At 38.8% G+C, this 26,846-nt stretch carries 25 protein-coding genes and 2 riboswitches; of the genes, 2 read left to right on the plus strand and 23 right to left on the minus strand.

The window, feature by feature from the left end; translation table 11 throughout:
- Positions 1–813: 813 nt before the first annotated feature.
- Complete coding sequence (locus tag BM101_RS09240; protein WP_087032347.1) at positions 814–1,809, minus strand: DNA adenine methylase; 996 nt, start codon at positions 1,807–1,809, stop codon at positions 814–816.
- Between the two features lie 59 nt (positions 1,810–1,868).
- On the opposite strand from BM101_RS09240, the gene BM101_RS09245 reads away from it, so the two are divergent.
- Positions 1,869–2,756 (plus strand): type II restriction endonuclease, encoded by an 888-nt coding sequence (locus BM101_RS09245; protein ID WP_087032345.1) that lies wholly within the window; start codon positions 1,869–1,871, stop codon positions 2,754–2,756.
- A 1,031-nt stretch (positions 2,757–3,787) separates the two neighbouring features.
- Here BM101_RS09245 and BM101_RS14130 read toward each other — a convergent pair.
- The 22 genes from BM101_RS14130 to BM101_RS09350 all read right to left on the minus strand — a co-directional run bounded on the left by BM101_RS14130 (position 3,788) and on the right by BM101_RS09350 (position 25,728).
- Positions 3,788–3,961, minus strand: a complete 174-nt coding sequence (locus BM101_RS14130; protein ID WP_177194467.1) for a hypothetical protein — start codon at positions 3,959–3,961, stop codon at positions 3,788–3,790.
- Positions 3,962–4,270: 309 nt separating this feature from the next.
- The gene (locus BM101_RS09250; protein ID WP_143596830.1) at positions 4,271–4,558 is read right to left on the minus strand and encodes a hypothetical protein; all 288 of its coding nucleotides are present in this window, start codon (positions 4,556–4,558) and stop codon (positions 4,271–4,273) included.
- Between the two features lie 78 nt (positions 4,559–4,636).
- A riboswitch (SAM riboswitch) is annotated at positions 4,637–4,748 on the minus strand.
- A gap of 532 nt (positions 4,749–5,280) precedes the next feature.
- The gene (locus BM101_RS09255) at positions 5,281–6,942 is read right to left on the minus strand and encodes a recombinase family protein (protein WP_087032341.1); all 1,662 of its coding nucleotides are present in this window, start codon (positions 6,940–6,942) and stop codon (positions 5,281–5,283) included.
- Positions 6,943–6,946: 4 nt separating this feature from the next.
- Positions 6,947–8,377 carry a recombinase family protein gene (locus tag BM101_RS09260; RefSeq protein ID WP_087032339.1) on the minus strand — a complete coding sequence of 477 codons (1,431 nt, stop codon included), beginning with the start codon at positions 8,375–8,377 and terminating at the stop codon, positions 6,947–6,949.
- Positions 8,378–8,503: 126 nt separating this feature from the next.
- The gene (locus BM101_RS09265; RefSeq protein ID WP_093399854.1) at positions 8,504–8,938 is read right to left on the minus strand and encodes a hypothetical protein; all 435 of its coding nucleotides are present in this window, start codon (positions 8,936–8,938) and stop codon (positions 8,504–8,506) included.
- A gap of 139 nt (positions 8,939–9,077) precedes the next feature.
- Positions 9,078–10,874, minus strand: a complete 1,797-nt coding sequence (locus BM101_RS09270; RefSeq protein ID WP_087032335.1) for a DUF927 domain-containing protein — start codon at positions 10,872–10,874, stop codon at positions 9,078–9,080.
- Positions 10,874–11,467, minus strand: coding sequence for a hypothetical protein (locus BM101_RS09275; RefSeq protein ID WP_087032333.1), 594 nt, complete (start codon positions 11,465–11,467; stop codon positions 10,874–10,876). The genes BM101_RS09270 and BM101_RS09275 overlap by 1 nt, the downstream gene beginning before the upstream one ends.
- A 340-nt stretch (positions 11,468–11,807) precedes the next feature.
- The gene (locus BM101_RS09280) at positions 11,808–12,782 is read right to left on the minus strand and encodes a hypothetical protein (RefSeq protein WP_143596829.1); all 975 of its coding nucleotides are present in this window, start codon (positions 12,780–12,782) and stop codon (positions 11,808–11,810) included.
- 113 nt (positions 12,783–12,895) lie between these two features.
- Positions 12,896–13,432 (minus strand): DUF1643 domain-containing protein, encoded by a 537-nt coding sequence (locus tag BM101_RS09285; protein ID WP_087032330.1) that lies wholly within the window; start codon positions 13,430–13,432, stop codon positions 12,896–12,898.
- 184 nt (positions 13,433–13,616) lie between these two features.
- Entirely contained in the window at positions 13,617–13,904 is a 288-nt protein-coding gene (locus BM101_RS09290) for a hypothetical protein (RefSeq protein ID WP_087032328.1), read from the minus strand.
- Positions 13,905–14,002: 98 nt separating this feature from the next.
- Positions 14,003–14,503: a JAB domain-containing protein gene (locus tag BM101_RS09295; protein WP_087032326.1), complete on the minus strand. Its 501-nt coding sequence runs from the start codon at positions 14,501–14,503 to the stop codon at positions 14,003–14,005.
- 20 nt (positions 14,504–14,523) lie between these two features.
- A complete protein-coding gene (locus BM101_RS09300) occupies positions 14,524–14,829 on the minus strand; it encodes a DUF960 family protein (RefSeq protein WP_087032325.1) in 306 nt (101 codons plus the stop codon).
- Between the two features lie 287 nt (positions 14,830–15,116).
- Positions 15,117–15,506, minus strand: a complete 390-nt coding sequence (locus BM101_RS09305) for a hypothetical protein (RefSeq protein WP_087032323.1) — start codon at positions 15,504–15,506, stop codon at positions 15,117–15,119.
- 21 nt (positions 15,507–15,527) lie between these two features.
- Positions 15,528–16,208, minus strand: coding sequence for a hypothetical protein (locus BM101_RS09310; protein WP_087032321.1), 681 nt, complete (start codon positions 16,206–16,208; stop codon positions 15,528–15,530).
- Positions 16,209–16,370: 162 nt separating this feature from the next.
- Entirely contained in the window at positions 16,371–17,234 is an 864-nt protein-coding gene (locus BM101_RS09315) for a helix-turn-helix domain-containing protein (protein ID WP_087032319.1), read from the minus strand.
- Positions 17,235–17,806: 572 nt separating this feature from the next.
- Positions 17,807–18,172, minus strand: coding sequence for a hypothetical protein (locus BM101_RS09320; protein ID WP_143084451.1), 366 nt, complete (start codon positions 18,170–18,172; stop codon positions 17,807–17,809).
- Between the two features lie 178 nt (positions 18,173–18,350).
- A riboswitch (cyclic di-GMP riboswitch) is annotated at positions 18,351–18,436 on the minus strand.
- Between the two features lie 38 nt (positions 18,437–18,474).
- On the minus strand, positions 18,475–18,747 hold the full coding sequence (locus BM101_RS09325; protein ID WP_087032316.1) for a hypothetical protein: 273 nt from the start codon (positions 18,745–18,747) through the stop codon (positions 18,475–18,477).
- A gap of 6 nt (positions 18,748–18,753) precedes the next feature.
- Positions 18,754–18,936: a DUF960 family protein gene (locus BM101_RS09330; protein WP_087032314.1), complete on the minus strand. Its 183-nt coding sequence runs from the start codon at positions 18,934–18,936 to the stop codon at positions 18,754–18,756.
- Positions 18,937–19,184: 248 nt separating this feature from the next.
- Positions 19,185–19,778: a hypothetical protein gene (locus tag BM101_RS09335; protein ID WP_087032312.1), complete on the minus strand. Its 594-nt coding sequence runs from the start codon at positions 19,776–19,778 to the stop codon at positions 19,185–19,187.
- A gap of 512 nt (positions 19,779–20,290) precedes the next feature.
- Positions 20,291–20,845, minus strand: coding sequence for a hypothetical protein (locus BM101_RS09340; RefSeq protein ID WP_256212224.1), 555 nt, complete (start codon positions 20,843–20,845; stop codon positions 20,291–20,293).
- Between the two features lie 393 nt (positions 20,846–21,238).
- Positions 21,239–24,868: an SIR2 family NAD-dependent protein deacylase gene (locus BM101_RS09345; RefSeq protein ID WP_087032308.1), complete on the minus strand. Its 3,630-nt coding sequence runs from the start codon at positions 24,866–24,868 to the stop codon at positions 21,239–21,241.
- Positions 24,869–24,909: 41 nt separating this feature from the next.
- Positions 24,910–25,728 (minus strand): hypothetical protein, encoded by an 819-nt coding sequence (locus BM101_RS09350; protein ID WP_087032306.1) that lies wholly within the window; start codon positions 25,726–25,728, stop codon positions 24,910–24,912.
- 163 nt (positions 25,729–25,891) lie between these two features.
- Between BM101_RS09350 and BM101_RS09355 the strand changes: the two genes are divergently transcribed.
- On the plus strand, positions 25,892–26,266 hold the full coding sequence (locus BM101_RS09355; RefSeq protein ID WP_087032305.1) for a hypothetical protein: 375 nt from the start codon (positions 25,892–25,894) through the stop codon (positions 26,264–26,266).
- Positions 26,267–26,846 lie beyond the last annotated feature (580 nt).

Here is a 26,846-nt window from a genome sequence, read left to right on the forward strand (position 1 = left end):
ACTTTTTGTTCCTTGGCGAGTTTCCGTTCCAGTTTGCGGAAAGACCGTGGGTTTCTTGTAGACGGTTTCATCGGAAAGGACGGCAAAATCCTTCAAGCCGACATCGATGCCGCAAACGGTACAGGTTTTCCGCTTTTTCGGTTCTACTCTTTTTTCAAGTCATTTCTGTACCTATCTCAGGAATGTCTTCATACCGCCATTCTTTTCAAAAAAATAACCTCTAAAACGTGTTCTTCTCCGCAGAAGGTGAGCACTCTCTTATTTATGATATGCATGTGCGTAACATTCATAACTGCGGTTTTTTACCGTATTAGTTGTATTACGGAATCCATAACCACTAATGCTATTCGAATGATTTCCATTATACATATAGGATTAGATATCCTTGTCTCTTTTCAAAAAATGAATCTACTGCACAAGCAAACGCCATTTTCTTGTGTTTCACAGAACAGTAAAAGCAATGGTGTCGATTTCTACGAATATATAAAAATTATTTATGGCTTTCCCAAATCTGAATATCTATCAAAACGATTATTATTCGATCGGTACCTTCATTTGCAAAAAACATCCAGACGACGTGTTGTCAAGAAATAAAGAAATAGCCGTATACTCGCGAGACAAAACCATGGTATATGGCTATTTCTAGTGCACTACAAAAGGTGTATCATTTTATATTTCGGGTTTACGATTTAATATACATTTCAGTTTATTGTCGGATTGTTTATTTTTGATGATTAAAAATACTATATTAAACATACATCCAAATGCTTATTTTTTTATAACTAACACTGAATACTATATCAAATGACTTTTTTAAAGTTGGCGGACCAAAAAATCATCCTCATCACTAATAGAAATATCTAATAAATCCAATTGACCTGCAATCTCATTTTGAACTATTTTTTTTTCGGGTCTAGGTCTAATCGGAATGTCATCCATATTTCCTGTGTATAGATAATTATTTTTGATTAACAAAGCTTCACTTACAGAATTCCTGTTTTCAATGTTTGCACCAACATGGTAAAAATGGTCCTGCGTAACCATTTCTCCATCCCATTTAAGTAAATATTCATTTTTTCTATAGCTATTCTCAGCCCACATTGATAATGCATATCCACAAGGTGCTAATTGTGCAATCATAGCTAAATCATCTGCATCTTGATCAGACCATTGATTAAAATAATCAGTATTTTTTCCAATATACGGAGGGTCTAAGTATAAGAAATCATTCGGCTCTGCATTTTGTACAACTTCTTTCCAATCTTTTACTACAAATAGCCAATCTTTTCCTTCCATTATCTCTTTTACCCATTTAATCTGATTCACAATTTTTGTCACAAGCGATTTCTGAAATCTATTTGGTTTTCTACAAAATGGAACATTAAAGCCTCCTTTTTTATTAAACCGCATCATTCCATTAAAACATGATCTAGATAGAAATAAAAAATCTAGTGAGTTCGGATTGTCATTAAATCTTGCCCTTACTTCATAATAGTAACTTTCTTTGGTATCATCTGTTTTGGAAAGTAGGACGCCTTGTTTTGTTAAATATTCTTTAACTATTTCTGGTGTGATAGTTCCATTCTGTATGTCTTGATAAAACTTAATAATATGAGGATTAGAGTCTGATAGTATAGCTTTCTGCGGTTGAACATTGAAAGCTACTGATCCTGAACCAATGAATGGTTCAATCCAAACCCCATTACCATCCCATTTTATTGAAGTAGTTATAAAATTAATTAATTTTGTTTTTATTCCCTGACATTTGATTGGTGGTACCTTAACGTGTTCGATCATTATTGGTAGCATTTTCTTATTGCGCTCCTTCTGATATAATATATGTATATTATTTGTAGGGGGTCTTGTGAATGGCTAGTGATTTGGAATTTGATTTTGCTACATTATTTTACAGTAAAGTATGTGAAATGAACATAGATTGGAATGTTAAAGGTTTGATCGCAAATGCAGACACAGTATATGCAATTGGTAATGACTCAAAACTTCTAGGAAGAATTTTCGAAATTGTTTCAGCACCTGTTATTAAAGCTATAGCTGACGAATATGGTTACATTGTAAAAACTCCAGACAAACAAAACACCTACCCTGATTTCACTTTAATGAGAAGTGAAGATGATCCTCAAAAAATAGCCATCGATATTAAAACCACTTATAAGCAAGGAAACAGAAAATTGAATTTCACTTTGGGTTCCTTTACATCATTTATGCGTAATAACACCAAGAACATACAGTACCCATACAGTACCTACGCTAATCATTATGTTATAGGTTTTATATATGAACGCAATCTTGAAGCTGAGGAGGGCAGCATTGTAACATACAATGACCTAGATTCATTAGCTATTCCGTACCTTAATGTAGATTACTTTGTACGTAAGAAAAAGGATATTAACGGCCAGAAAAAAGGCAGCGGAAACACCGATAATATGAGCTCTATTATATGCACCAATGTCAATGAATTTAAAACTTTCACAGGTCCTTTTTCTAACTTACCGAAAAAACTATATCTTCACTATTGGAGAAACTATTCAAAGAACACTGAAAGTCCTAAAGTCTACATCGATTTAGACAGTTATTTCAATTGGTTGGAGAGTTCCTTGGACAATATCAATTTACCTGAAGTTACAATTGAACAGCATAGAGATCTATTAAGCTATAAGCAAGCTTTTTTAGATTGGAAATCTTCATATAATAGCGTAGTTGATGAATCTGAAACAGTTATTTCAACCACTATTTAATGATAACACCTTCATAATTCCCGGATTTAGCGCATCGATGTTTAATGCTCTCCTCGAATGCTTGTATGTTTTTAAGAACGGTTTGTGTAGTTCATTGATATAAACTATATCAGACCCTACTGGTTTAAATCCTAAATCGGAAAAAACTGAAAATATTGGATAGTTCATTTTAATAAGCGTAAATACGTTTCTATACTATTATAAAGCATGCTGAAAAAAACACAAACACAAGTTCTCCATAATATATTATTTTCCATTAACATATTTGTCATTTTATTACCATTAATCTAGTACGGCCTGAGTAATTTCTTCAATAATACTCTCAACATATTTTTGTAATTTATGTTGTATGGCTTATCACAGTTCATATTCTCGACACCACTAGCAAAAACACAAATCAATAAAGATAACTATTTCGTGTTTTTTATAGCTATGTCATATTACTTTCGAAATCTCATTTTTCTGTATCCTACATTCTCGGAATTTTATAACGAGGATTTCGAAAAAAACAGTCATATCAATGCTTTTAGAGGTTTTTCAGTGTTAATTTACCTCGTTATAATAAGTATTTATAACAAGGCGAAAATCCATTGTTATCAAGCATTACAGCCATTCTCGTTACATAATTCGGGAATACCGGCTGTATAGTATTCAGTTATTTAATCAGCTCGAACCCATATTCTTCAAGAAATTTTAAATCAATTACTTCATCTAATAAGCTTTGCGCTTCATAATAGATTTTTTCGAAAACCGTCTATCAATTGGTGATTTTAAAAAGCTCTTCATTTAAATAATCCCCCTCCTCTGTATATACTCGAATTAGGTCATTTAACTTTCCTTTTTCTTTATTAGAATATTGTATGACTTTTCACCCTTTCTTCTTTTTTCTTAGAACTCACATTTTTTAACTTAGTACAAAACAAAAATAGCTATCACCTGTCTATGGTGATAGCTCTGATTGATATATATTCACTTTTTACTGTATTGATTTCAGGTGTTCTAAGTTAAGTTATTGATTCAAATCTATCCTTTCATTTCTGCCCCACTTCAGAATATTCAAGTTCATCATTTTCAATCACCTTAAATCCAAATTTTTGCAAAGCTTTATGAAATGCGACTGCACTGCCTTTCAGATATTCAGTTGGCAGATACCTGAACGCTTCAAGTGCTTCAATTTCATTAATTTGATTTTGATACTTTTCCATGTACACTCTCCTCTGCATGCGCTTACCAATATTGTAGCATATCTCTCTTCTTTCCTTATGCGCTTCTCCGCCTCTGGGGTGGTAAGCTACGAGCAGTCATCCTTAGTGAGGTTGGGGAGAAAGTATTTCGCAAAATCCGATTTATGTCGTCCTAGAGAAAATGTGTCTATGCAGCTATCGCAGAGGAAATTGTAGCAGTTATTACAGACTAAGATGATTTGTCCAGACAATGCAAAAGAGCCATCACCTTCGTCTGGTGATGGCTTTACTTCTTGTTACAGGCCAGTATATATCGTAGGTTTTTGTAGGTTAGTCATTGAGCAGTCCGATTGTTTCAATCAGCGCCTCTAATTCAATTTTTTTCTCTCCTAATTGTTGTTGTTTGTCTTCTATCTCATTTCTCAGCATTTGAATTTCCTGTACCTTTTGGATAAGCTGGTCTTTCAATTTCTCCTCACCCGTATTTTTTGCGATTGTGATCTGCTCTTTTTGCAACTTGTATTGATGGTATAGCATAGCCCCGGCATAACTTTTTGGGCCACCATTTTCTTCCATTTTTTTACATATTGAAATTTGTTCTTTTGTTAATTTCATCATCTTTCCCTCCATTTTGTTTTTTTTGAAAACAAAAAAACCCTTCTTTAAACAAGAAGAGTTGGGATTTAACGTTTACTCTCCTTATCTTTCAGATTTCTCTGCAGGATTTAGCACCGTACTTCTGTGAGTCACACACAAGTCGGTTGCTGAGATGTCATAGGGCCAGTCCCTCAATCTCTCTTGATAAAGAAGTTATTTAGTTTTCAACTATATTATTACATGATAGCGTTTCTTTTTCAAGCGCTTTTTTCTGTTTGCCCAGTTCCTTGATTCTATTCCATTCATTACAATACCACCTTCATTTCACCAAAGAAGCCCTCTTTCGTTCCCCCTGAGTTCCCTTACGTTCGATGACTTTCCCCGCAATCCCGCAGTTTCCAGCGGTTAGAGATGCCTTAGTATTTGTTTTCACTGATGCTGATTTGGCTTTTGGTAGTCTATCATTTATTTTTTACGGGAAAACGGGATTATTATAGAATTTTTTATTGTAATTGTTTATTTTACTGTATTTTTACCATCCCGTTTGCTTCCCGCCCCTTGGGGGTGGCTGGGAAGCTACGGGCTTCAATCATCCGTGAGAGGTTGAAGGGAATGGATTTCCTAAAACGGATTTAGGTGCGACCTGCACAGGGCTAGAAATGGCACGACAAAGTCCCTCAACAAGCTATCACGGGAAACCTGTCCATTCAGCGGCGCACGGGGCTTATCGACTGTTCCAACGTTTACAGCACTAAGTAGATTTCTCCAGACAAAACAAAAGAGCCATCACCTTCGGTAGGTGATGACTCTGTTTCATTAGCGTGATTCAGTTTTCTGATGAAGTCTTGCCCGAACAACAGGTGGACAGCTACTTCCTTGCTCTGCTTATCGAACGTAACTTTATCAATGCAGACCTTGTAGATTTCTTTCAATTCCTTGTTCTGCTTGCCTTCGAGGCCCTTATCCAAGTATACCAATGCTCTTTTGGCTTCGTCTAAGGGGATCTGTTCCGCCCCCTTTCTCAACGTTCTTTGAAGCTGTTGTTCCTTCTGCAGGAGCATTTGCTGTTCCTGTTCCAGCTGTTTTATCCGTTTGGTTAGATCACTGGCAATCTCAGGAGCTTCAACCATCAGATTCAGAAATTTTTGCACGTTTGCTTCTTTTTCCTTGATGTCCTGAATCAGCCGTTCCAATTCCCTTACCATCGGGGCTTTCCTATCCTGCAATTGCTGATTCATTCGTTCAACCACCGCCTCCAGGATTTCCGGCTGTGTGATGACTGCCTTCAACTTCTCCGCCACTTGTTTCTCGGCTACCTCAGCCCGAATGCTGTTGGAATGGCACACCGACGCCCCCTTATTGCGGAATTGACTGCAGCTGTAGTAGCGGATTTTCTTCTTGGTACCGTCCTTCAACGTGTTGTAGGTATTGTTGATGACCATGGCCGATCCGCACTCAGGGCATTTGATCAATCCCGTCAAGACACTTGTTCCGGTTTTGGTCCAAGAAGGATGCTTGCTGTTGATCTTCAATTTCACCTGAACCTTTTGCCAAAGCGAGTCGTCAATGATGGCTTCATGTTGTCCCTCTACTAGCAGAGCGTTCTCACTAAGGCCTTTCCTGCGCTTGTCAGCCCACTTTTCGTACTTATTGTATTGAATTTTGCCTATGTAAGTGTGGTTGTGCAGGATATCTTTTACCGCAATGGTACTGAAAGGGTTCCCTTGTTTTGTCCTATGCCCTGCTCGGTTTAAGCTGTTCGCGATGGCCCGGTATCCTTTTCCTGTTGAAGCTTCTTGGAAGATTACCTGGATCAAGTCCGCTTCTTCCTTGTTGATTTCCAGCACTTTTTTTCCTGCCTCGCTCTCTACGTTATCGTATCCAAGGATCAGGCCTCCATTCCAACCACCGTCGAAGGCTCTTTTGGTCATGCCTAGCTTCACGTTTTCTGCAATTTGGTTGCGTTCGAGTTCGTTCACGGATGCCATTATCTGCAACATGAAGCGTCCGGTGGTGGTATCGACCTGGAATTTTTCGCTGATGCTGTAGAAAGCGATGTCCTGTTTCTGAAGAACATTGACGATTTCCAGCAAGTTCATTAGGTTTCTGGCAACCCGGCTGATCTTCCAAACGACTACGGCATCGAACTGACCGCTCTCCGCATCTTGGAGAAGCTGCTGCATCTCCGGGCGGCCTTTAATGTTCTTCCCACTCTTGCCTCGATCGACGTAGACACCCACACATTCCATGTTCTCCCGTTGGCAGTACTCTTGGATGGTCTGAATTTGGGCATCAATGGAGTAGCCTTCTTCCGCTTGTTCTTGTGTACTTACACGCGCGTACCCGACGCAACGCTTCTTCCTGAACGTTTGCGAAGGTATGCTATTCATCGGCAGTTGTTCCATGTCCTCACTCCTTTTTTTCTGACAAAATGTTTTTCTTATATCCTTTTAGGTAAATGCCGAGCACTTTCTTTTGGCTATCTATGTCAATCCGATCAATGACTTCCTGAAAAAAATGGTATTGTTGCACGGTCGGCATCTGTTGTACGGCCCCCAAGCTCACTATTCGTTCGGTCAATTCTTTCAAGCGGACCGTATCAAGTAGCTCATCTTTTGGTTGGACGGCTTCACCACCTGCTTTGTACTGGTTTAACCGCTTCAACTCATCCGCTAGCTGTTTAGCTGAAAACACCCCTTTTTCAAAAGCTACTAGCGCTGCTTGTTTGCGGCTCTCGATGCTTTCTGTTCTTTCACCTGTCCGATCTCTCTTCTTGACCACTTTTTTATTCAGTTGGCTTTGAATCTGTCCCAACCGTTCCTTATCGTTCAAGAAAGCTATCACTGCAGTCACTATTTGCGCTTCTATTTCATTCGCCCGTAGATGGATTCCTTTACAGGCAAGCTTGCCATTTACGCTATTTAAGGGACAATTGTAGTAGTACAGCTTGTTGTAACTCCTGCTTTTTTGACTAGGACCCACGATGTGAATGGTGAGATTCTTGCCGCAATGAGGGCATTTTATTTTCCCCGTAAGCAACTGCCGACGAAAATCCTTCTTTTTCACATACCGGGATTGCTGAATCTTACCCACATCGTTTTGCAGTTTCCGTGTTACGATCGGTGGATGGATGCCTTTGACGTTCCCAAATTCATTATCAATGTAGCCTGAGTAAAATGCATTCGTAAGGATGCCACGCACGTTATGAACTCGAAAAGGATTGCCTCGAACCTTTATCCCTTCTGCTGCAAGGATGGAACAAATCCTTTTGTATCCACTTCCGCTAAGGTAAAGGGCGTACACTCTTCTTACCGTTTCCGCTTCTTCTTCCTGGATTACAATCTTATCCGTGCTGATGTACCTGTAACCGAACGGCACGCGCGCCGTCAGTTGAAGGCCCAAGTCATGCTTTCTTCTGAACGCAATCCGCTGATTCTCCGCAATCAGTTCCCGTTGTAGCTGAGCAACACTACCTATGACGGAAATCTGGAATCTGGCCATGGAATCACCTGTTGCGGTGATCGGATCGGCTATGCTGACGATGATTACACCGTATTGGCTGCAGTAATCATGGAATTCCAACAGGTCAGAAACATTACGGCTGATTCGGTCCAACCGCCAAACGTACAAAAACGTGTATTTTTTGGTAGCGATGCTTGCCTTCATCAAAGAAAACCCAGTACGCTCACTATTTTTACCACTCGCCTTATCGTGAAACACATGCACTAGCTGACGGTTTCGTTTTCCAGCCTCTTGCTGAATGACATCTTGTTGCCACTCTAGGCTCTTCTGTTTACTTGTCGATTGCCTGATGTAGCCAATTGCATGATTACTTTCCATATCAGAAGATGCCCCTGCTCAAATCAGCAGAGGCACCCATCACACTCCTTTTATCTTCGAAGCTCATGAATGCTCTCGTTAAGCATCCGAGCATCTTTTTATCACATTAGGTGATTTTGTCTTGCTTCAGAATCGAGTTATTGCTTGAAGATCCTCCGTTAGAGACCAAACGTTTGCAACGTTGTTCAGATACCACGCCAAGACAATAGCGTCTTTTTTTATAGCATACGCTGTAGGAGGCGCATATAATTCTGATAGACTGTCGATGATACGCGGAATAACTGTTTCCTTTTCTTCTTCGCTCATCTCAGACAACAACGTTTCTCGATATCGATTTATTTCCGCATATGCAATAATGTCTTTCATCGTGTTGATGTCATCCAAAATCAAATGACGCTCACTGCGCTCCGTATAGCAATGATCCTCTGAAAAACCATAGCTTTGCATCAACCAATCTTCTTTTTCTCTAACATCCCCTGTTTTTTCCAATTGCTTCTGCGCCCAGTCAAATAGTAAAAACTCTTCATTGTCGTATTTTTTTATTTTATTCATCAATTCCATTTTTATTCTTCCCTTTCTTTGCTCCGTCATTTTTATATCATCGTGTCTTCTGTGGGGTCTAAATGATGCCAGAGAGCAAGCATTTGTTCAGCGACAACATCCACAAACTGGTCAAACTCTTCCATTAATTATCACACTCCTATTCAATTTCCGAACTCGCATCGAGCAATTCCGCCATCATTGCGGCCGTTTTCGTACTGTTCGGGAAATACGGCGCCTCACCAATTGCCTCGTAATTGGGGGTCTCCACAAAAATATTTTGGTATTCTTCAGGAACCAAGAAGCTGTAAAAGGGCACCTTTTTCTTGCCGCTGCCATCTACATCCAGATTCATCCGTATGGTTTGCCTTCCGGATTCGGTGACCAGCAACCCTTTATGACTCCAGTCTTTGAGAATGACCTTAGTATCTTGGTATTTCAACGCTGTCAACATTGGATCGAAATGGGCCTTCATTATGGAAACAACCATCGTTTGTTTGCCAGTGGCGTCTCTCTTTTTACTAAGAAGTCCAATGACTTCATGTGGAATCCTACTTTGGTTGTCGCGCATCAGTTTAGACTGGTGTTCAACAAGGTATTGCAGAACATCCTCCATCGCTTTGGTACCGTGGTCCCGGTCATCGAGGTTATCTTTATCATTTTCAAGCAACATAGCCCGAATGGCATCAACTTCGATAGAAATGTCAGTGCAGGTTGCCAACAAAGCTGCGGTTGTCATGATAGCCGCAAGTTTTATGGAAACTCGACGTGTAGTATCTGAAGCAGGCATTTGCTCGAGTAACAGCTTCCTTTGATGGTCAAACTCCGTATCGATTGAGCGAAGTCCCACTTCAAAGAGACGAGTAATGAAATACGGCAGAACATGCCCGTAATGCTGTGAGAGAACATTTTTGATACTTTCCGATTGGGCCGCATCCCTCGTCCATTGAACATGAGAAAACTCCATGATTCGTACACGTAATCCGAGATTGTTTGCCAGACGGTTGAAAATAGAAAGCTCTCCCGTTGACAAAATGACGGTCGACCAATGCGCACTTTCACGCAAACCTCCATCCTTAGTAGATCGTTCTTTTTGTTTGCCTTCTGCTAAAGCGTACAGCAATGCGGTTAAATCAGCGGCTCTCGATTGGGAGAGTTCATCAAAACAAATGGGAATGCCGTTTACACCGTCCAAAATGCTCATCATAGAATTTATTGTGGCGTTCCATGATTTGAGCAATCCGTTTTTTGTAGAGCTAGGTGCGCCCGCCACGCTTAATGCCAACATGGCTGCGGTCGTTTTTCCGCTCGAAGATTGGCCATTCAAGGCAACGAAAAGGGTCTTTAGATCAGTATGTTTCGATTCAAGGTATGCGACAATAGGTGCCGCACATCCCAACACTACAGCCAATTCCAAGGGCGTGTGCCCCTTTATATTTACGTTATACATGTCTAGCCAATTTTCCAAATACCCATTTGGCTGAATGTTCAGTTTCGCATCCTCAGACAAGAAGTAGTCTCGATCTGGGATTGCATTAGCATGGAAGAAGGTTGGCTCGTCGCCAATCCTTCCCCATCCGTATTGATTGTAAACGTTTTGGACAGCCGCATGTGCTCGGCTAGTCAACAGAGCCTCTGTCACAAGTTTTTTATTAGACATCGTTATGTCCAAACCGAATTGGATCATTTGCTCACTTTTTTGGCTAGTCAGCTGATCGCTCGAAATCCATTGCGTTTCGATTTTCTGCGTGCTTACCCTTCTGTATTCGAGTTCCAATGCCTCAATTCCAGTGGTCCGATTGACCCGGATGCTTTTGACTTTGGCATATTCTGCAATTTTATAATACGGCTCCGATTCCTTCCCCTTTACGAGAATCCCTTCTTGTTTGCTGATTTGGAATCGGCCGCAGACCAAGCTATCAACCTTTTCGGCAGGCTGAACGCCGCTCTCCGGCATCAATGTCCAAAACCTCCATTTCTCGGATCGCTTGAACCAGATCCGTCTCGTCGCACGTTATTTCCCAATTGCTGCAACGAATTCCAGTCAGTTTGATTTGATTCATTTACATTGTAATCATACACTTCATCTGGCAGCGATTCATAAGGGTCGTGCTCTTGAAACGAATAGTCATTCCCCTCATCAGTTGGCTCTTCTTGGATATCATATGGAATCATATTGAGCGTGTTGTAGAATACGTACCCTTGAGTCTCGTAAACCTTCTTTTGAATTGAGAGGAGGTACGTCCTGCCGATGATTTGTGCAAGATCAACATTCCCACTCTCATCAACGTGCAAAGTATAAAGGATGGATTCCAAAATACTCCGATAATTATACGGAGAGCTTACCTTCGCTTTTTCCACTGCGGGCAGATTACAATGATAAAATCTGGAAATCTCTGGAATGATGGATCCGAAGCATTCCTCAATTTCAAAATCAATCGATATGGCCTTATTCGGATGTACGGTAACACCTTGTACAGTTGCAGTGGCATGCATGCGCTGATCGGATTCTGGGTTGATGAAGTCGGTGATTTTAATTTTGCATTTCATAAAGTGTTTCCCCTTTTGTTATCCACAATACTTGCCGGATGTTCGTTTTATTTATTCCCTTAGGAACGAATTCATCATAACTTTTTTTTAAGAGGCTCGCGTTGCAGAAAAATACCCTTTTCTCAAAACAGCTTTTTTCTGTACTTGACAAAAAACAAACAACATGATCCAAACAATCAACTGATGGAGCTAATTTATGAGGGGGCACATTTTAAATATTAATAGGTAGAAAATTTATTTTTTGAGTGTCAGAACTACCTGCATATATAGGGAGCGCAGCCGGAAACTATAAATAACAAAAAAAGGTGTGATGCTTCTTAATTAAGCATCACACCTTTTTTTAATTATTTAATTGAGAACCCTGCTGCCTATCAATATTGTCGAACTCCCATGGATAGAGCCTCCTGATACGAACCGCCTCTTCCAACTGTCTTACATTACTTTTTGACCGATCCCGTTTTGCAGCTTTTATACTTTCTTCATCCCAGACATCGAGTACGTTATACCTTTCCAGAACTTTTTTTAATCCTTTCACATAAGTTGCCGCTAACTTTGGAGTACAGATATCGTCAATAATACGTTTGATGTTATCAAAGTCCTCTTCGGTCAAAGAGTTCCGAAGATTTATGATTTTTCCGTACGGGTCCTCTTCAAAGGAAGTTTCTCCACCATCCATATTAGCGAACTTAACCAATTCCAAATCTATGCCCTCATCATTTATTTGAATTTGGTCTTGATAATACTCATCATATGTATCCTGTATGGAATATAGCATGTCTGAAACAGAACCATCCTTTAGCTTTTCAAAAGTAACTTGGATTCTGTTGAAAAAATAACGTTCAAGGGCTTCCTCTTCATCGGAAAGGACGATTTCGCTAACTTTTTCGTTTATTCGTAGGCTTGAATTCTCTGCACAAAATTTCAGTTTTTTAAAGTGTAGTAAGATAGGGGTGTAATTATCTGATTTTCTATAGCCAAAGAATCGAAAGTACGAAAGAAAGATTGCATATGTGAAAAATAGAACCCTTGAATGCACTTCCATATTACCAATTTGACTTATTGTCATCTGCTGGTCTCCGTGTTTCTCGTCTTGGATGAAGTTCCGATAATTGCCTTCTTTGAGCAAATTCTTCGCTGTAGGTGAAAACATCAACATGTCAGTTATATTCGAAACCGCTCTCTCCAACGTTATCTTATTCAACCGCGGCATTTTCGTTGAAAAAAAATAATATTTTCTTTCATCAATATTTCCCTTTTTCGGCTTATCTGTCAGGTATATTGAAATTGTAAAAACATCGTTCATCGTTACCATCATAGATCCCTCCTGATTTTGGTCGCATCATTATTCTACCATCTTTCATCTACAGTATTAACACCATTTAACTGCGGCCAAAGCATTTCATCTTCAGACCACAGTTAATAGGATTATTATCTATCTGACTTATTATTTCCAACGGGTTTTAAAATCCACTCATGCCTAATTTTTGCAGACAACGGATGATAGTACTTATCACCTTCACCTTCTGTAAGGTAGTAGCATTTATCCAAATAAGTATCCAGTTTCGACAGCAATACTTCAACCCTCTGCCGCACAACCTTATTTTTTTCCGGTAAGCTTCCCCATGCGAAGATTACCGTTTTGCTTTTTTCTACACAACCCAAAATAATTTCGTCATTCGTCTTGTTTGTGGCATTCGTAAATGCTTTCTGGCCTCTGTTCGCTATCCCGATCTTCGAGAAGAGATTGACGGAGTAAAAGGCCCCATATCCCAATTGGTACAAATGGTTCGTTATCAATACTTGCGTGGTATCCGTGATCACAAGTTCCGCAGAACCGGGAAACAAGGTTATGATCGTACAACTCGGTTTTTTATTGTCCCATTCTTTATATAAAACGTATCGATGCTTGGCATCATCCGATTCCGTAATCTGAACTTTTATAGTAGCTTCCATCTGATTAACCATTACTTCATCCTCTTCCCGTTCAATACTTCTTCAATCAGTATTATCGATACCGAAACAACAATCCTTAAAAATACATCCATGCCTCATCTCAATCCTTCCACTTCTCAACGTTGAGCAAATCGGAAATTACTTTAAGCCCTTCCAAAAGTATCATGAGTAAATGCTTATCCATTAATGCGCCCCCTCAATCAAACACCTGATGATAGACAAGATTGGTCCCATTCAAAACGCCCAAAAGCTTCCACTCCCTATCGTCCGCATCTGTAATGATATATGCAATATATTCGTCAACGGCGAAGTAATGTACCAAAATTTCCTTTTCGGTATAGATTTCATCGAAAAAATCCGGCAAAAGATCCGCATCCAGTTCATCTCTGAATAGCAAAATGCTTTCCGTAGCGTAATCGGCGCTATTTGTAGAACAATCGAAGTGTCTGTGCATCAGATCCATTATATACGGCAATTTATCCATCCCTTAATCTCCTTCCACCTCATCTGCAACAAGTCCCTACACATTGTTTTTGTTAAAATAAGATTATTTCCCTATCGATTTTTCATCACAATTCTTTTTTATAAGTATCCCCCAGCTTTAAGCGATACGAAATCATCATCGCCCAATATGATGTGGTCTATGACATTAATTCCCAACAGTTCACCTGCTTCAGTCAGTCTCGCTGTCATCACAAGATCGGCTTCAGATGGTTCTGGATTTCCGCTTGGATGCGTGTGACCTACCATGATGCGGGCTGAATTGGAAAGGATGGCGGTCTTAAATATTTCGCGCGGATGCGCAATGGAGGAGTTGATACTACCGATATGACAGCAATTGATGTTTGTAGGCTCGTTTTTGGTATTCAGACATAGCACGACCAGGTATTCACGATCGACATCCCCCAAAAACTGGCGCATCAATTGGTAGCCATCATTTGGGCAACCGATGGAACGGTATTTGTACAGCAAGGACTTGTCTTTCACCATCTGGATCTTCACGATGTCCACCCGTTTGGCTGCTGTGTGGGCCAGTTCTTCGACTGTGTGTTGTTTCGTTTGGTTAGTGTATTCGTTTTTCATTTTGAATTCCCCTTTTCTGATTAGTATTCTTCCGGAAAGAGCATTGTTTGGTAATCTTCGCTGTCGATCACCCAGATGGTTTTGGTGATGCAGCATTCATTGGGAATCGCTATTACTGTTGCTTGGCTCCACTGCGGCTCCTCTTGGCTATGCAGAATCATTTGTCCCTTTGCGGTGGCCTTCAACTCGAACTTCTGAAAATAGTCCAATGTATTTCCGTTCTGTACTTGGGCGTCTATCAGGGACCATAGAAAGAACTGCGTTTCGATTGGAACTTCATCATCCACATTTTTGGTGACGTAGCGGTTGTTTTTGATTTGAAACATATTTCATCCCTCTTCCATTGTTAGTTTTTGGCAAAAAGAAAAGACCAAAATCCGCGTTTGGGATCTTGGCCTTCTTATTTTCCGATTGTTCAGGGATATAATATATCTTTCAAATTGGGATTGTTTCAGGCATCATATTGCCCCAGAATTCCTAAAATGAGCTTTCCTTCACTCACTAATTAACAAAGGGGCTTTGAGCTATTCCGCAAACATTGCATAATATAAACAGAAAATCCGAAATTTTTATCACTTGAAAGAAGCCACCTAAACAGAGCCTCTTTTCAGGCTTAAATTAAATTGCAAATATCGCGAACACTATCAAACGATTTTTGGCGTTTATAATCTCGAAACCAGTTAATCACATCTCTAGCCTTATAAATAATAACTTTGGGGTATTCACCACTTTTCCCCTCGTCATCATGATAGCTTTCTTCCACACAAATACCAACGTCATTTCTTCCCAAAGAGTAAGTATAGTATTCCCAACGCGTAAACTTGCCATCCGAACTCCAACTATCATGGCATCTCCTGATTGTTTCTGTAATCCCAATAAATCTATCATACTGAGTGACAAACTGGTACAAAAACTCAACCTCATTGTCTTTCAAACGGCTGCTTCCTACTTCTAATACTTCACCAATCAGTCTCTTTTTTTCGGTTTTTTCACTTGGAGTCATAACAATTTTTCCTTTCTCATCTTATGATGCCGTTGTAAAAATCTGTTTCTGAATAGACAGGCACTCCTGCAAACCATCAATAGCTTCCTCTGTAGAATCTATTTCCGGATTTCTGAATTTCACAACATTATAGGAGTTTGCCTTAGCAAGCTGCTTTGTGTAGTCAAAGACCATGTTTATCAAGGTGTCTAGTTGCTCTGAAGAAAATACAATTTCGCTCTCGTTGGAGTGAATACGCTCCTTCAACTGATTCAGCTCTTCAATCAAGGTATCCAGAGTGCTTTCTTTGAGATTGCCTGCACGAACCTCATCTAAATAGGCGATGAAAGCATTATTGAAGTCCTTTTCACATTCTGGCAGTTCGATTTTTTCCTTAGTCTGCTTCTTTTTAGCTTTAAACTTTCCATAAGCAATACCTCCGACTGTTGCTGTTCCTACCACAACTACAGTCACAACCGCCGCTACAGGGTGCTTTCTTACAGTGTCTTTAACAACAGAAAATACAGATTTCGAAGCAGTAGCAGAGGCGGATGTAGTTTTCACTGCGGTGATATTTTCCGGCTGCCGAATTGGGACTTCTTTAAGATGTAGCTTGTATCCTGTATGGCCTCGAATCAAGCTGCCGTATCTCGTTAATGCCCCAGTTGCCAATCCTTCAACCACATCATCGGGCACTTCATATGCTACTTGAATAATCTCCATGTTAATCCTCCTTTGGCTGTTGTTTGATCATGTCAATAGTTGCCAGTAATGCATAGGTCTGCTGCTATTCCTCAGACAATATTTGTAAATAATCTTTATACATTTCATCATATTTCGGACTCATCAAGAATTCCTTCTATCTGTGCCTATACCGCCAAAAACTTATGACTTAATGCCTTCTGACATGCTATAAATTTGGTGATCGCTCTCCCAAATCACTTCCGGCTTCGCGATTAAATAAAGTTCAAGTTTTTCTCTATCGGCTTCTGTCAGTCTGTGTTTGTTGGCAATACCGCCCTCGGGAGCCGAGACCCAAAGATCATAGTATTTCTTATCATCTATATCCTGATAAATGGAAATACCTGATGGCTTACTAAGATAGTCATAGCCTTTAGGTACATCGGTCAGTTTCACAGTCCAAACGTATTTTGTATGAAGATAACCTCTCTTGATCGGACGGCTCAGTTCAGGAATTCTCCATTCCTGTCCCTGTTTGAATGCCGACCGGATTTTTGCCCTTCTGATCCACTGTCGCACAGCCCCAGATTTCACTCCAATCGATTTAGCATACTCATCAACCGTAAGAATCTGAGCCGGGAATTCGATGACTTTCATTTTGGTATCATGCCAGCCAGATACACGCTTATTAAATTCCACATATGCTCCCCGTGTATGTACCAGGTATAACACTGCCCCTCTGCTACTCAAGGAATATTCGTAAGACCACCAGTCCTCCAGAGATTTAAATAGTGTAATCTTTTCGACCTTTTCCTTAAACTGCCTTAGGAAGTTTATCATGGTTGTCGCATATGTCGGATCATCATCACCATTAGTAACTCCTTTTTCAATGTTTTGGATGTGCAGATCTAGTTTATGCAGAATTTCTTCCTTTGACGTCATATATTGCTGATTAAACAGCTTTAGTCTGTCTTCTGACGAGAACTTAGCTTCCCACTCGTCTATGGCTGCTTCGAACTGAGAATCGTCAAAATCCTCAATATTTTCATTTTCCTTATGTCCTTCCATTGTTCCTCCCTTTAAAACGTATTACCGTTCAACGATTACCTACAATATATCAGTCACACATTAAATTGTCAAGATTCACTCGTTGAACTGTTCAACGAATTTGAGAAATACAAAAAAAGAAGGCAGAAACCCTGTTATTATAAGGTTCCTACCTATGCTTATTTTTTGCTGCTTTTTGTCCATCCAACACGTCCAGTCAAGAATGCCGTCACACCGCCATTCTCCCCAAAAAAAATGACCTCATTTATGATACGCATGTGCGTATCATATTCTACTGCGGTTTTTTTATCGTATCATTTGTGGTATGGGACCCATAACTACTAATGATATTCGAATGAGTTTCACTAAACAGGTAGAATCGGGAATCTGTTGCTCTAAAAAACAAACCCCAAGAGAGAAATAATCTCTTCTGGAGTTTGTTGAATGTGGCCCTTATTTCAATAGATGAAATGCCTCATCGACACCATTTGACAGAGAGCTCATTTTTCAACGGCTTGAACAGCATCAAAAATTAGGTAGATGTACTAAGTTTGTACTCTTCATTATCGATACAAAAAGAAGCTCATTTACTTTCATTGGTTGTTATCTCCTTGGTTGTTATCTCCTAGATTACTATTTCCTGGCGTAGCCAATATACCCGCCAGGGCACCTACAGCAGCTGATCCAAGAGCAATAATTCCATCTGGAATACTAGTCGCTTTCATTGCTACTAAGTAAATAGTCCCCAAAAGTGAAATAATTGCTATACTCCCAAGGATAAATATTACACTTCTGTACAAGGATATTTCTCCTTTCGAATAACCCTTTCCCTTGTCTTGAGCAGGCGGTAGCATTTTATCCATAACTTCACCCCATTCCGTAAAATATTGACAAACATCATATACAATGGTTACTTTGATTTTATATATACTCACCTGAAGACTTAAATTCAATTTCAAACACAATCACACGTTTTTTGAAACAATATAAGCTGTGGATGCTGCTCAAATCCTACAATGCCTATAAATCCAAAAGGGTGTCTGTAATCTCTATTTTTGAATACTACTCGGGTTGATTTCAACAACCGTTCAATGTACATGAACTTTCTTACACAAAGGCTGGATTTGATTCCAAACCTTTGGTAACTGGCTATCAATAGTAAAATTCACCTTAGTCCCATAGCTTTGCGTCATCAAATTTCGTTAAATTTGCCATTATCAAGCTTATTCAAAAAACCAGTGTAAATACGCAGCCAATAAACTCATTTTGGCACCCAGATTTCCATTAAAACTGTCTTCAGCTCTATTCTTTGGATTTTTATTAAGCCTTCACCGTTATTCTGGAATTTACAGTAAGCACACCTCCGCATTTCCAATGCCGCCCATCCGGAATAAACCACAAAGTACAAAAAGTAAGTTGCACACATCAAACTGTCAGCGTTTACAAGAACATTATAGTTCATCCCCCTGGAATTGTAAGCGATTGCACTTAGTTTTCGGTATCCAGTTTTTTCCTGTTTTTTCCCGTCAATCAAAGTGGATCATCCGGTGTTTTTTTCTTGGCCTTTTGCGGTGGCCTTCAACTCGAACTTCTGGAAATAGTCTAATGCATTCCCTTTCTGTACTTGATTGTCGATCAGGGACCATAGAAAAAGCTGTGTGGCAATAGGCACGTCTTCCGCAACTCTTCTGGTGACATAGCGGTTGTTTTTGGATTGAAACATATTTCATCCCTCTTTCATTCCTTATTTTTTCGGCAAAAAGAAAAGGCCAAGATCCGCGTATGGAATCTTGGCCTTCTTATTTGTCCGATGGTTCATGGATATAATATATATTTCAATCTGGGATTTTTTCAGTAATACTTACCCTGAATGTTCTTAAGGCTATGTTTCTTCAACGAATGAGCACAAAAAAAGAATCACCCTCTCTCAGGATGATTCTCAGCCCATTTCAGATTAAATTATGGGAAAAGTTACCCTTGAAACTTGATGAAACCTTGCATCTCAGTGGCTTTTTTGGCATCAAGCTTTACTTGAATGCTAATAGATTTGCCTGTTTTGATTTCTCTGAGGATTATCACACCTGTAGAATGATCTTCTATCTTACGTTTGCCTGTGCCTGCTCCAACAAGCGTGCCAAGCGGTCCAGCAACAATTGTGCCTACGATAGCTCTGCCTACCCATTTCTTTCCTTTATCTTCTAGGCTTTGGTTCCAGAAGAAATCAATCAGGAAGTATTCCTTTAAGCCCATTGAAACAATACCTGCTTTTGTTTGAGAGAGAGCAACAGTACCAAAGCCAACCTTTTCAAGTTTAATGGAGTTGTGCTTAGTTTTTGGAGCATATTTTTCAGGATGCTCTACTCTATCGATTGCCTCCCTCTCTTGGCGTTCTTGATTCACCTCTTCTCTCGCTTTTTCTCTCTTTTCCCTTGCATCCTTGTTTTTTTGGTTGGCTGCCATGGCTTTATCCTTCAGTTCTTCCCAATCAACATTATCAAACCATCCCATGAAATGAGCTACTAAAGCTATCCCAATAATTAAAAGCAAAAATATTACTTTTCCCATACAATCACTCCTCAATTTAATCTGATTGAGTTATTGGACATTTGACGGTTGAACATACCTGTTCCTATGCATGATTAAAGCCAGCTTTGACACCTCATAATTTTTATCCGAAAAAGTGTTGATATTCCTCCTCTATTCTCTGGATTTTTTTATTAAGCTTCTACAATTTTCACCTCTATTGTAGAATTTAGAGCAAGCGCGCCTCTTTGTGTATTCGCCTACATTTCAAGAAGATTCTTAAATATGCTCGTGTATTTCATAAAATGTATTAATCCGGTTTGTATATCCCATTTCCCTCATAATAAAATCGTTCACTGCTAGATACTCTTATTATACGGCGCACATTTTTCTTTGTAAAAACATCCATCTCATCAGCAAACATTACGTGTGTATTACATCCTTAGATGATCCGGAAGGCAAAAACAAAGCGGAAAGCCCGTCGTTGTAAGCTTTCCACTTTTTCGATTCTATTCTCTTTTTTGACATATTGTGCATCAGAAAAAGTCTGGATATTATTTCAGACGGTAGATGTAATCCGTTGCATATTTCTGCTGAAATGCATCCAACATCGCGACATCATAAAAATGAGCAACCATGTATCCTTTCGTGTCGTAGGCTTCTGCAATTACTTTAGGTGATAGGACTGTCTTTGGATAGTAGGTCGGCACTATTTTTGAAATGCGATCATAGGTGACTTTCCTGCTCTTTAAGGTCTCCTCTGTATTGACACAGTACAATCCTTTAAAAATGGCTTCATATTTCGCTGAAGATATCTTCTCATGAGAAAATAGCGCTATCTTTTGATTCAGCTCTGTTAATCTACTCCAAGCGTACTTGTCATTTTCTTCAGAATTAATATGGAATTCCGTAAACCGATTACCATCTGGAGTCAATCGGTTATCCCACTCTCCATTAGGATAAAACTTCAATCGTTTGATGTCCGTATCTTCCTCAAATTTATGCTTTGCACCGCTGCCTTGGAATCCTTTGTACCCAGCACCGAAGCAGTTACAGCATTCAGCTACGGTTCGTAAGCGTACATCCACATCTAAATAGCCTTTTTCGATATATTCGCTTGGGTTTTGATCTCAGACAGATTCCCATGACACATAAACATCTTTATTTCGATTAACCAAAGACATCCACCACCTCATATTGATTTGCTCTCATTATCTCAATGTTATTAAGATTATTCCAACTTAATCTTTATTTCATTTCTGATTGTTACAGCCTTAGATAATCCGGAACAAAAAAAGAAGGCAAAAACCCCGTTATTGTAAGGTTTCTGCCTTCTATCATTCAAAAGTTTTTCATTATAATTCTAATAGCACCAAAATAGTTGATATTCTTAACAATGCTTATAATTTATTTTTAAAAAAGGCCAAAAATCGGCCTATTTTTCACGAAATACCCCTCATAATTCTTAAGAATGAGACTCCTAATATACGAAGAAACTCCTATTATGATTGAATATCTTCCCACAGGTATCTTACTTCTTTCAGTTTAGCACGACTCAGTTCTTCAATTACATTAGCAAATTCCTCTGAAATGCTAATCTCACTTTGAATCAACTTATCATAATATCTTCTTACCAATATTGATAAACTGTAGATACTCTCAATTAATTCCCTATCTGATTCATTGAGTGACAAATCTAATTTATCAAGGTTTTCACGAAATGCCTCTATGATAATATTTCTGTAGTCATCTTGAATGAGTAACGGATGATCTATTACATATATCAGTTGATAAATTACGGTACTGCTTCTCTGAGTTTCAAAATACTTTAGTGAACTTATTAGTTCAACCAGGTGATTTGATATCTTTATATTATTGACGGAATTAGATTCGAGCATCAATAGTATATCGATTTCATTCATGACTTGTCCCAGCTCGTCTCTTGAGCCAACTATTATTTGATTCATAAGAAGCTTAACTTCTTTCTCAGACAAATTATTAGCTATGGTTTTATCCATTAAATCTAGTGAGGCTGTTGAAAGATCGTATTCTCTAAGAAGCGCTTTAACATCTTTGACTGCAGCCTTCACTTCATCCGTAAATACATTCAAGAAATAAGCTTGTGCTGTAAGCATAGCTACAAAATCCCCCAATTTGACGAACCTTTTTTCACCTTCCTTTCCGCTTCCAAAAAAACATCTTCTGACTGTTAGTACACTCTTCTCGTTATCTACATAATCATATATATACTTTATAATGTCAGCAAAGTACTGAGATGTCCAAGATAATTCCATGGCACAAGCTTCCTTTTTATTGAAGGCAGAAACTCTTCTGAAAAACTGTATATATTCATTTATGGGGTTATCAATCGAAGGTATTCCTGAAATGGTTCCCCCACTAACAGAACGAATGAATTTTGGCTCCTTGAGATATTTATCATACAAATTTTTAAAATCAATATCTGTTGGATGTGGCAATTCTTCCCACACTCGTATATGAAAAAGGGTACCTTCCGGAAATCCATTTTCATTTAACTGATCCCATACCGCCCGAGCCATTTGTGACTCAAATTTTCCAAAATCAGAGAACGCATTAATTAGAATTGCTTTTGCAATTCCTCTATCTCTCCTATCTGATTCTTGAGAACTTATTTCACTGATAACCTTATTATAGATATCATCACTTATGTCAGGTTGTTCTATTTTTACCTCAATATCTACAAAGGTTAATAGAAAGTTTAGTGGTATGGAATCAGATTCTAACAATACATATAAATAATGAGAGAAAATATCTGAATTGAGTGAATGCTTTAGCCTCCCAAAATACTGATCCACTTTTCTTGAATCAAAGTCATCTAAGTATTTTCTTAGTTCAATAAGTTTTGTAATAAGTTGAATTACCCTTTCGTCATCTACCACAATAGAGAATCTCGTTAAAATATCGAAAAGAGTTTCTTGTGTAATAATCCTACTCTGATTTCTAAACCTATCTGCTGAAGTAAACACATCAGAAAGTTTACTTAACTGGTCAAACATCGCTTCGACCCATTTAACCTCTGATGAAATAATCAGTTCTCTGCTAAAAAATGAGTTGATGATTTTCGAATCATTGGTGCGAATTATCGCTGACCACTTCCATATAGGAATCTGACTTGTGTGAATTATTTCTTTCAAACCTAACGCCAATATGTCTCGATGATCGCTAAATGTATTCGGCAAACATAATAGATCTTGGAACATCACATACTTTAATGGTTTTGATACAGCATCTTGTTCTTTTCTGGTTGCCGTTCCATAAGTAACTCTGTACGTTCCCGGATTAAATCCTGGGTTTTCGCCTCTTGATTCATTGTGCGCAAGGATGAGCGAATTACTTACATCGTTTTTCATTTGGTTGTAAATGTTCCTTACATTATATGCATTGAGATAGTATTCTTTATCTGAAAAACTATCATCAAACTCTTCATCTGTTCCATTTATCAGAGATCTTGCACATATGTTTAGATATCCTCTGAGTGAAGCCGTTTTATTCTCAGAATACTTTTTCTGCGCTAAAATTGCAGAAGTTTTTCTTAGTAAATCTTCCCCTTTTTCTTCTTCACCAATTTGCTTATATAAAAACACTTTTTTTAATTGGATATCGAGAGCAACATTTTGATTAATCTTCTCGACTTCTTTAGTCGCTTGACTATAATCAAATACTGCTATGAGAAACTTGCATTTTTCTATCTGCAGTTCTTCTCTAGTATAACCATCAAGTGTAGAAGCTACTTTCTCGCTTTTAGCTAGCAAAACTTTATATTCTTCATTTCTTCCATCTATTCGGTACATTTCTAGTAAATACAGAGCTACATCCACCCACGATGAACGAAGAGCTTTCTCATTTTTTAATTCTACTTCAGCAAAAGAGTCTATAAGTGTTTGTATTTTCTTAGCTTCAGGATCTTCCAAAATCATGTAACCCCGTCGCAATAAATACACGAATTTTGCTAATAGATTAATTTGCCGGCTACTAGGTTCAAGTTTGAGTAGCTCTACTAAGTGACGTTTTATAGAATCTGTAAACCTATCTGCTTCAGAATCGTTTGGAAAAGCCAGGTACCCATTTGTCTTATATTTCATCCTCACTAAAAATCCATCCATTATTTCAAAATATTTATCATCGATAGACTTATAGAAATCACGATTAAATAACATGTCTTTAAAAAAAGGAACTGATTCGAAGATTTTCCCCTTTTTCTCACCATACTCAATCAACTTATCTAAGAATGTATCCAAAGCTTCCTGATGCCCTACTTTCTTATCAAACATATCGCCAAGATCCACAACAGTAATGTTCTGGCTCTCAAGCGTCATCTTCTCTGCAGCGCTCATGCTTTGAAATAAGCCAATTAAATAAATGGTAGGACAGTTTTCTCCCATATTGTCTCTAAGCCATCCTAACCAACTCAAAAAGTTTGGATCATCTCCAGAGAATCCGATTAAACATAATTGTGTTTCAAGCATGGCTTGTTGTACGGTGTTTACCAGTGGTGCAAATTTAACTGGATAAGTGCGATAGTCTTCTTCACAGATGATGTAGTGTTTTGAACTGTCCACACTGCCGTGAAGTTTTATTATCCTCGGATGAGTGCTTCCAGGCAGATCGTTTTGATTTGTCAGGATCTTGTAGTTGAATTTAACGTTGATTTTATCGATGGTTCTTTCCAGCAAAGTATCGTAATTGGTGGTAAACACATCCCTCCAATTTAATGACAAAAGTTTCTTATGTAAATCACCTGGGATGTACATATCGTCATTGATATTCGCTTCGATAAATTTATTTAGCTTGTTTCTTCCAAAAACAGACTTGTACTCTTCTGCCAACTTCAATACGTTTTTACCTGAAGTCTTTCTAATCTTTTGTACTTCCCAACTATTAATGTCATCTTCATTATTTGGCTTCTTGTATAAAGCTTCAAACATCGACACAGCAAGTTCTTCCCAATTAGGTGCAGATGTTTCATCGTCAACCACATCCGCATTCTTTGAAAACCCTGCGCCGACCATGACTGATGCTGCGCCATGTAAAGCGGGGTCATGAATTCTCTTTGCAATATCTTCAATATATGAGTAAATCAATGAATTGTTCAAATAATCGCCCCTTTCCACTGGTCAGTTTTTTACTGGAGTATTTAAACCTTTAATGATGCCTTTATTATTTTTAACTTATTGATCTCACCACGATAATACATTTCATCATAATCCTTATGTTGCTGTTCAACCCAATCCGTGGCACGGTCTTCAAGATAATGCTGTATGTACTGCATCATCTTTCCAAAAGCACCGTAGCAAGAGTCTTCCTTTTCTCGCTTCAATCTTTCGAGTGTGTCTGGTCTCATCTCTTGTAATAATATTGTATCAGAGTCGAGTTCTACTTCACCTAGTGCTTTATTGATTGCATCAATTCTCTTCTGCAAGTCCTGCCTTTCAAGGACCCGCTCAGTGTATGTACCCCAGACTAAAGGTATACCATAAAAAGCTCCTCCTTCCAAGACTTGTGACCACCATTCAGTAGCAGAAAAGGTTTCCGGATCGTCGTCATAATTCTCGATTAAGTGTGTCACAGCATTCTCAGACAGACCGGTCTTCTCACAGACCTGGCGAACATCGAGTTCCTGACTTTTAACTTCTGTAATGCCATACAGGTAGTCGATTGAACACTCGAATAACTGGCTATAAGCATACACATACTTGCTGTGCACGTTAAACGCGTTCTCTTCATTCAAATGTGCCTGAACAAATTTGATAATAGACTTTATGTCATTTTCTTCGCTTTTTACAACCTTGCCGTACTTGTTCTTTCTTTCACCGGGCTTTACTAATTCATAGCACCTCTCATATAGAGTCTGAGCTATTTCAATTGGAGTCTCTATATCATTCTCCCTGGCAAGCCCCATAAGTCTTTGCCCAAATTTCGGAAGTTCCTCAAGTTTCAAGTTCTTAAATGCCATATAAACTCTCTCCTTATACCAAAAGATTATTTTATCTTTTCAAAGCCTGTTACCGTTATGAATAGATATGTTTTCCGACTATTTTATCCTTCACTTCTTTATATCATTGTATTATGATGAACACAAGTTAAAAAACAAACCAACCCAGAAAGGGGTACTTAAGATGAACAATACTAAGACACAGATTGCAAACTTAATGACAAGAAACGGAAAGACAGGTGCTGATATGACACATGCACTCAAAGAACTCGGCAACGGTGATATGCAAAAAGGCCTTACAAGAATTGCTGATTTTTTTCTTGCAGATCCGGCTCAATCGCTCAAGGTCGGAAGAATTCAGGGGGCTGTCGGTGGAGTTGTTGGAGTTGGGACAATATTCCTGGTCTATAAGCTCATCAAAGGTGCTGTTAAGAGTTCGAAACACAAAGAAGAAGGCAAGGTTATCCTCAATTGCTTAGAGAAAAACTTTCCTGAGAAGAAGGCAGTTGATCTTAAAGAATCGACTACCGAAGTAACTGAAGTTAGCAAACAAGAATAAATCCTCCTAAAACATATTTCTCCTTTCAAAAAGAAGGGGCCGTATAATATCGCAACGAACCTTTCTTTTTATCCCTTATTATCTCTAAGCATTTTATGAACTTCATCTAGAGCTTTACCATGAGGCCTAAAAAGCCATCGTATATCATATCCCATACATGCTGAGATCTTTTCCCAATTCTTAAAATTGTAAATTCTGGCCAGCCTGGGTAGGAACAAGTCCGCTTGCATTTATATGGTATTGCTTTTCACCCCTCTATGCTTCACGCACTTTGCGAACAAGCAGTAAACCTTATTCTTCGACAGCCCTGTCGCTCAGACACAGCCTTTGCATTTCTTCACTTTCATCACCTAATTTCGCGCATATAAAAAGCCCAGAGCGTTGGAGTGATATTCAACGTGGTCCTTTAATGTTTTGGCGCGAGCCTAAAAAAGTGTCCATTTGCAAAAGTAGGATGCATCCACCACATTATAATGATAGCTAATTCTGAATTGTTTAGTAGACATTACATATATATTACAGCCTTAAATGATCCGGAAGGCAAAAATAAAACGGAAAGCCCGTCATCATAGGCTTTCCG

This window comes from Trichococcus palustris (genome assembly GCF_900114465.1).
In the GTDB taxonomy this organism is placed as follows: Bacteria; Bacillota; Bacilli; order Lactobacillales; family Aerococcaceae; genus Trichococcus; species Trichococcus palustris.

Coding starts and splice junctions, on each gene's coding strand:
- BM101_RS09310 (WP_087032321.1), bottom strand. CDS start 16,208: ATGGAGATTATTCAAGTAGCATATGAAGTGCCCGATGATGTGGTTGAA.
- BM101_RS09260 (WP_087032339.1), bottom strand. CDS start 8,377: ATGGAAAGTAATCATGCAATTGGCTACATCAGGCAATCGACAAGTAAA.
- BM101_RS09245 (WP_087032345.1), top strand. CDS start 1,869: ATGGCTAGTGATTTGGAATTTGATTTTGCTACATTATTTTACAGTAAA.
- BM101_RS09290 (WP_087032328.1), bottom strand. CDS start 13,904: ATGGATAAATTGCCGTATATAATGGATCTGATGCACAGACACTTCGAT.
- BM101_RS09280 (WP_143596829.1), bottom strand. CDS start 12,782: ATGATGGTAACGATGAACGATGTTTTTACAATTTCAATATACCTGACA.
- BM101_RS09335 (WP_087032312.1), bottom strand. CDS start 19,778: ATGGGAAAAGTAATATTTTTGCTTTTAATTATTGGGATAGCTTTAGTA.
- BM101_RS09250 (WP_143596830.1), bottom strand. CDS start 4,558: ATGATGAAATTAACAAAAGAACAAATTTCAATATGTAAAAAAATGGAA.
- BM101_RS09355 (WP_087032305.1), top strand. CDS start 25,892: ATGAACAATACTAAGACACAGATTGCAAACTTAATGACAAGAAACGGA.
- BM101_RS09285 (WP_087032330.1), bottom strand. CDS start 13,432: ATGGTTAATCAGATGGAAGCTACTATAAAAGTTCAGATTACGGAATCG.
- BM101_RS09240 (WP_087032347.1), bottom strand. CDS start 1,809: ATGCTACCAATAATGATCGAACACGTTAAGGTACCACCAATCAAATGT.
- BM101_RS09330 (WP_087032314.1), bottom strand. CDS start 18,936: ATGTTTCAATCCAAAAACAACCGCTATGTCACCAGAAGAGTTGCGGAA.
- BM101_RS09295 (WP_087032326.1), bottom strand. CDS start 14,503: ATGAAAAACGAATACACTAACCAAACGAAACAACACACAGTCGAAGAA.
- BM101_RS09255 (WP_087032341.1), bottom strand. CDS start 6,942: ATGGAACAACTGCCGATGAATAGCATACCTTCGCAAACGTTCAGGAAG.
- BM101_RS09270 (WP_087032335.1), bottom strand. CDS start 10,874: ATGCCGGAGAGCGGCGTTCAGCCTGCCGAAAAGGTTGATAGCTTGGTC.
- BM101_RS09265 (WP_093399854.1), bottom strand. CDS start 8,938: ATGGAATTGATGAATAAAATAAAAAAATACGACAATGAAGAGTTTTTA.
- BM101_RS09350 (WP_087032306.1), bottom strand. CDS start 25,728: ATGGCATTTAAGAACTTGAAACTTGAGGAACTTCCGAAATTTGGGCAA.
- BM101_RS09315 (WP_087032319.1), bottom strand. CDS start 17,234: ATGGAAGGACATAAGGAAAATGAAAATATTGAGGATTTTGACGATTCT.
- BM101_RS14130 (WP_177194467.1), bottom strand. CDS start 3,961: ATGGAAAAGTATCAAAATCAAATTAATGAAATTGAAGCACTTGAAGCG.
- BM101_RS09300 (WP_087032325.1), bottom strand. CDS start 14,829: ATGTTTCAAATCAAAAACAACCGCTACGTCACCAAAAATGTGGATGAT.
- BM101_RS09305 (WP_087032323.1), bottom strand. CDS start 15,506: ATGACTCCAAGTGAAAAAACCGAAAAAAAGAGACTGATTGGTGAAGTA.
- BM101_RS09275 (WP_087032333.1), bottom strand. CDS start 11,467: ATGAAATGCAAAATTAAAATCACCGACTTCATCAACCCAGAATCCGAT.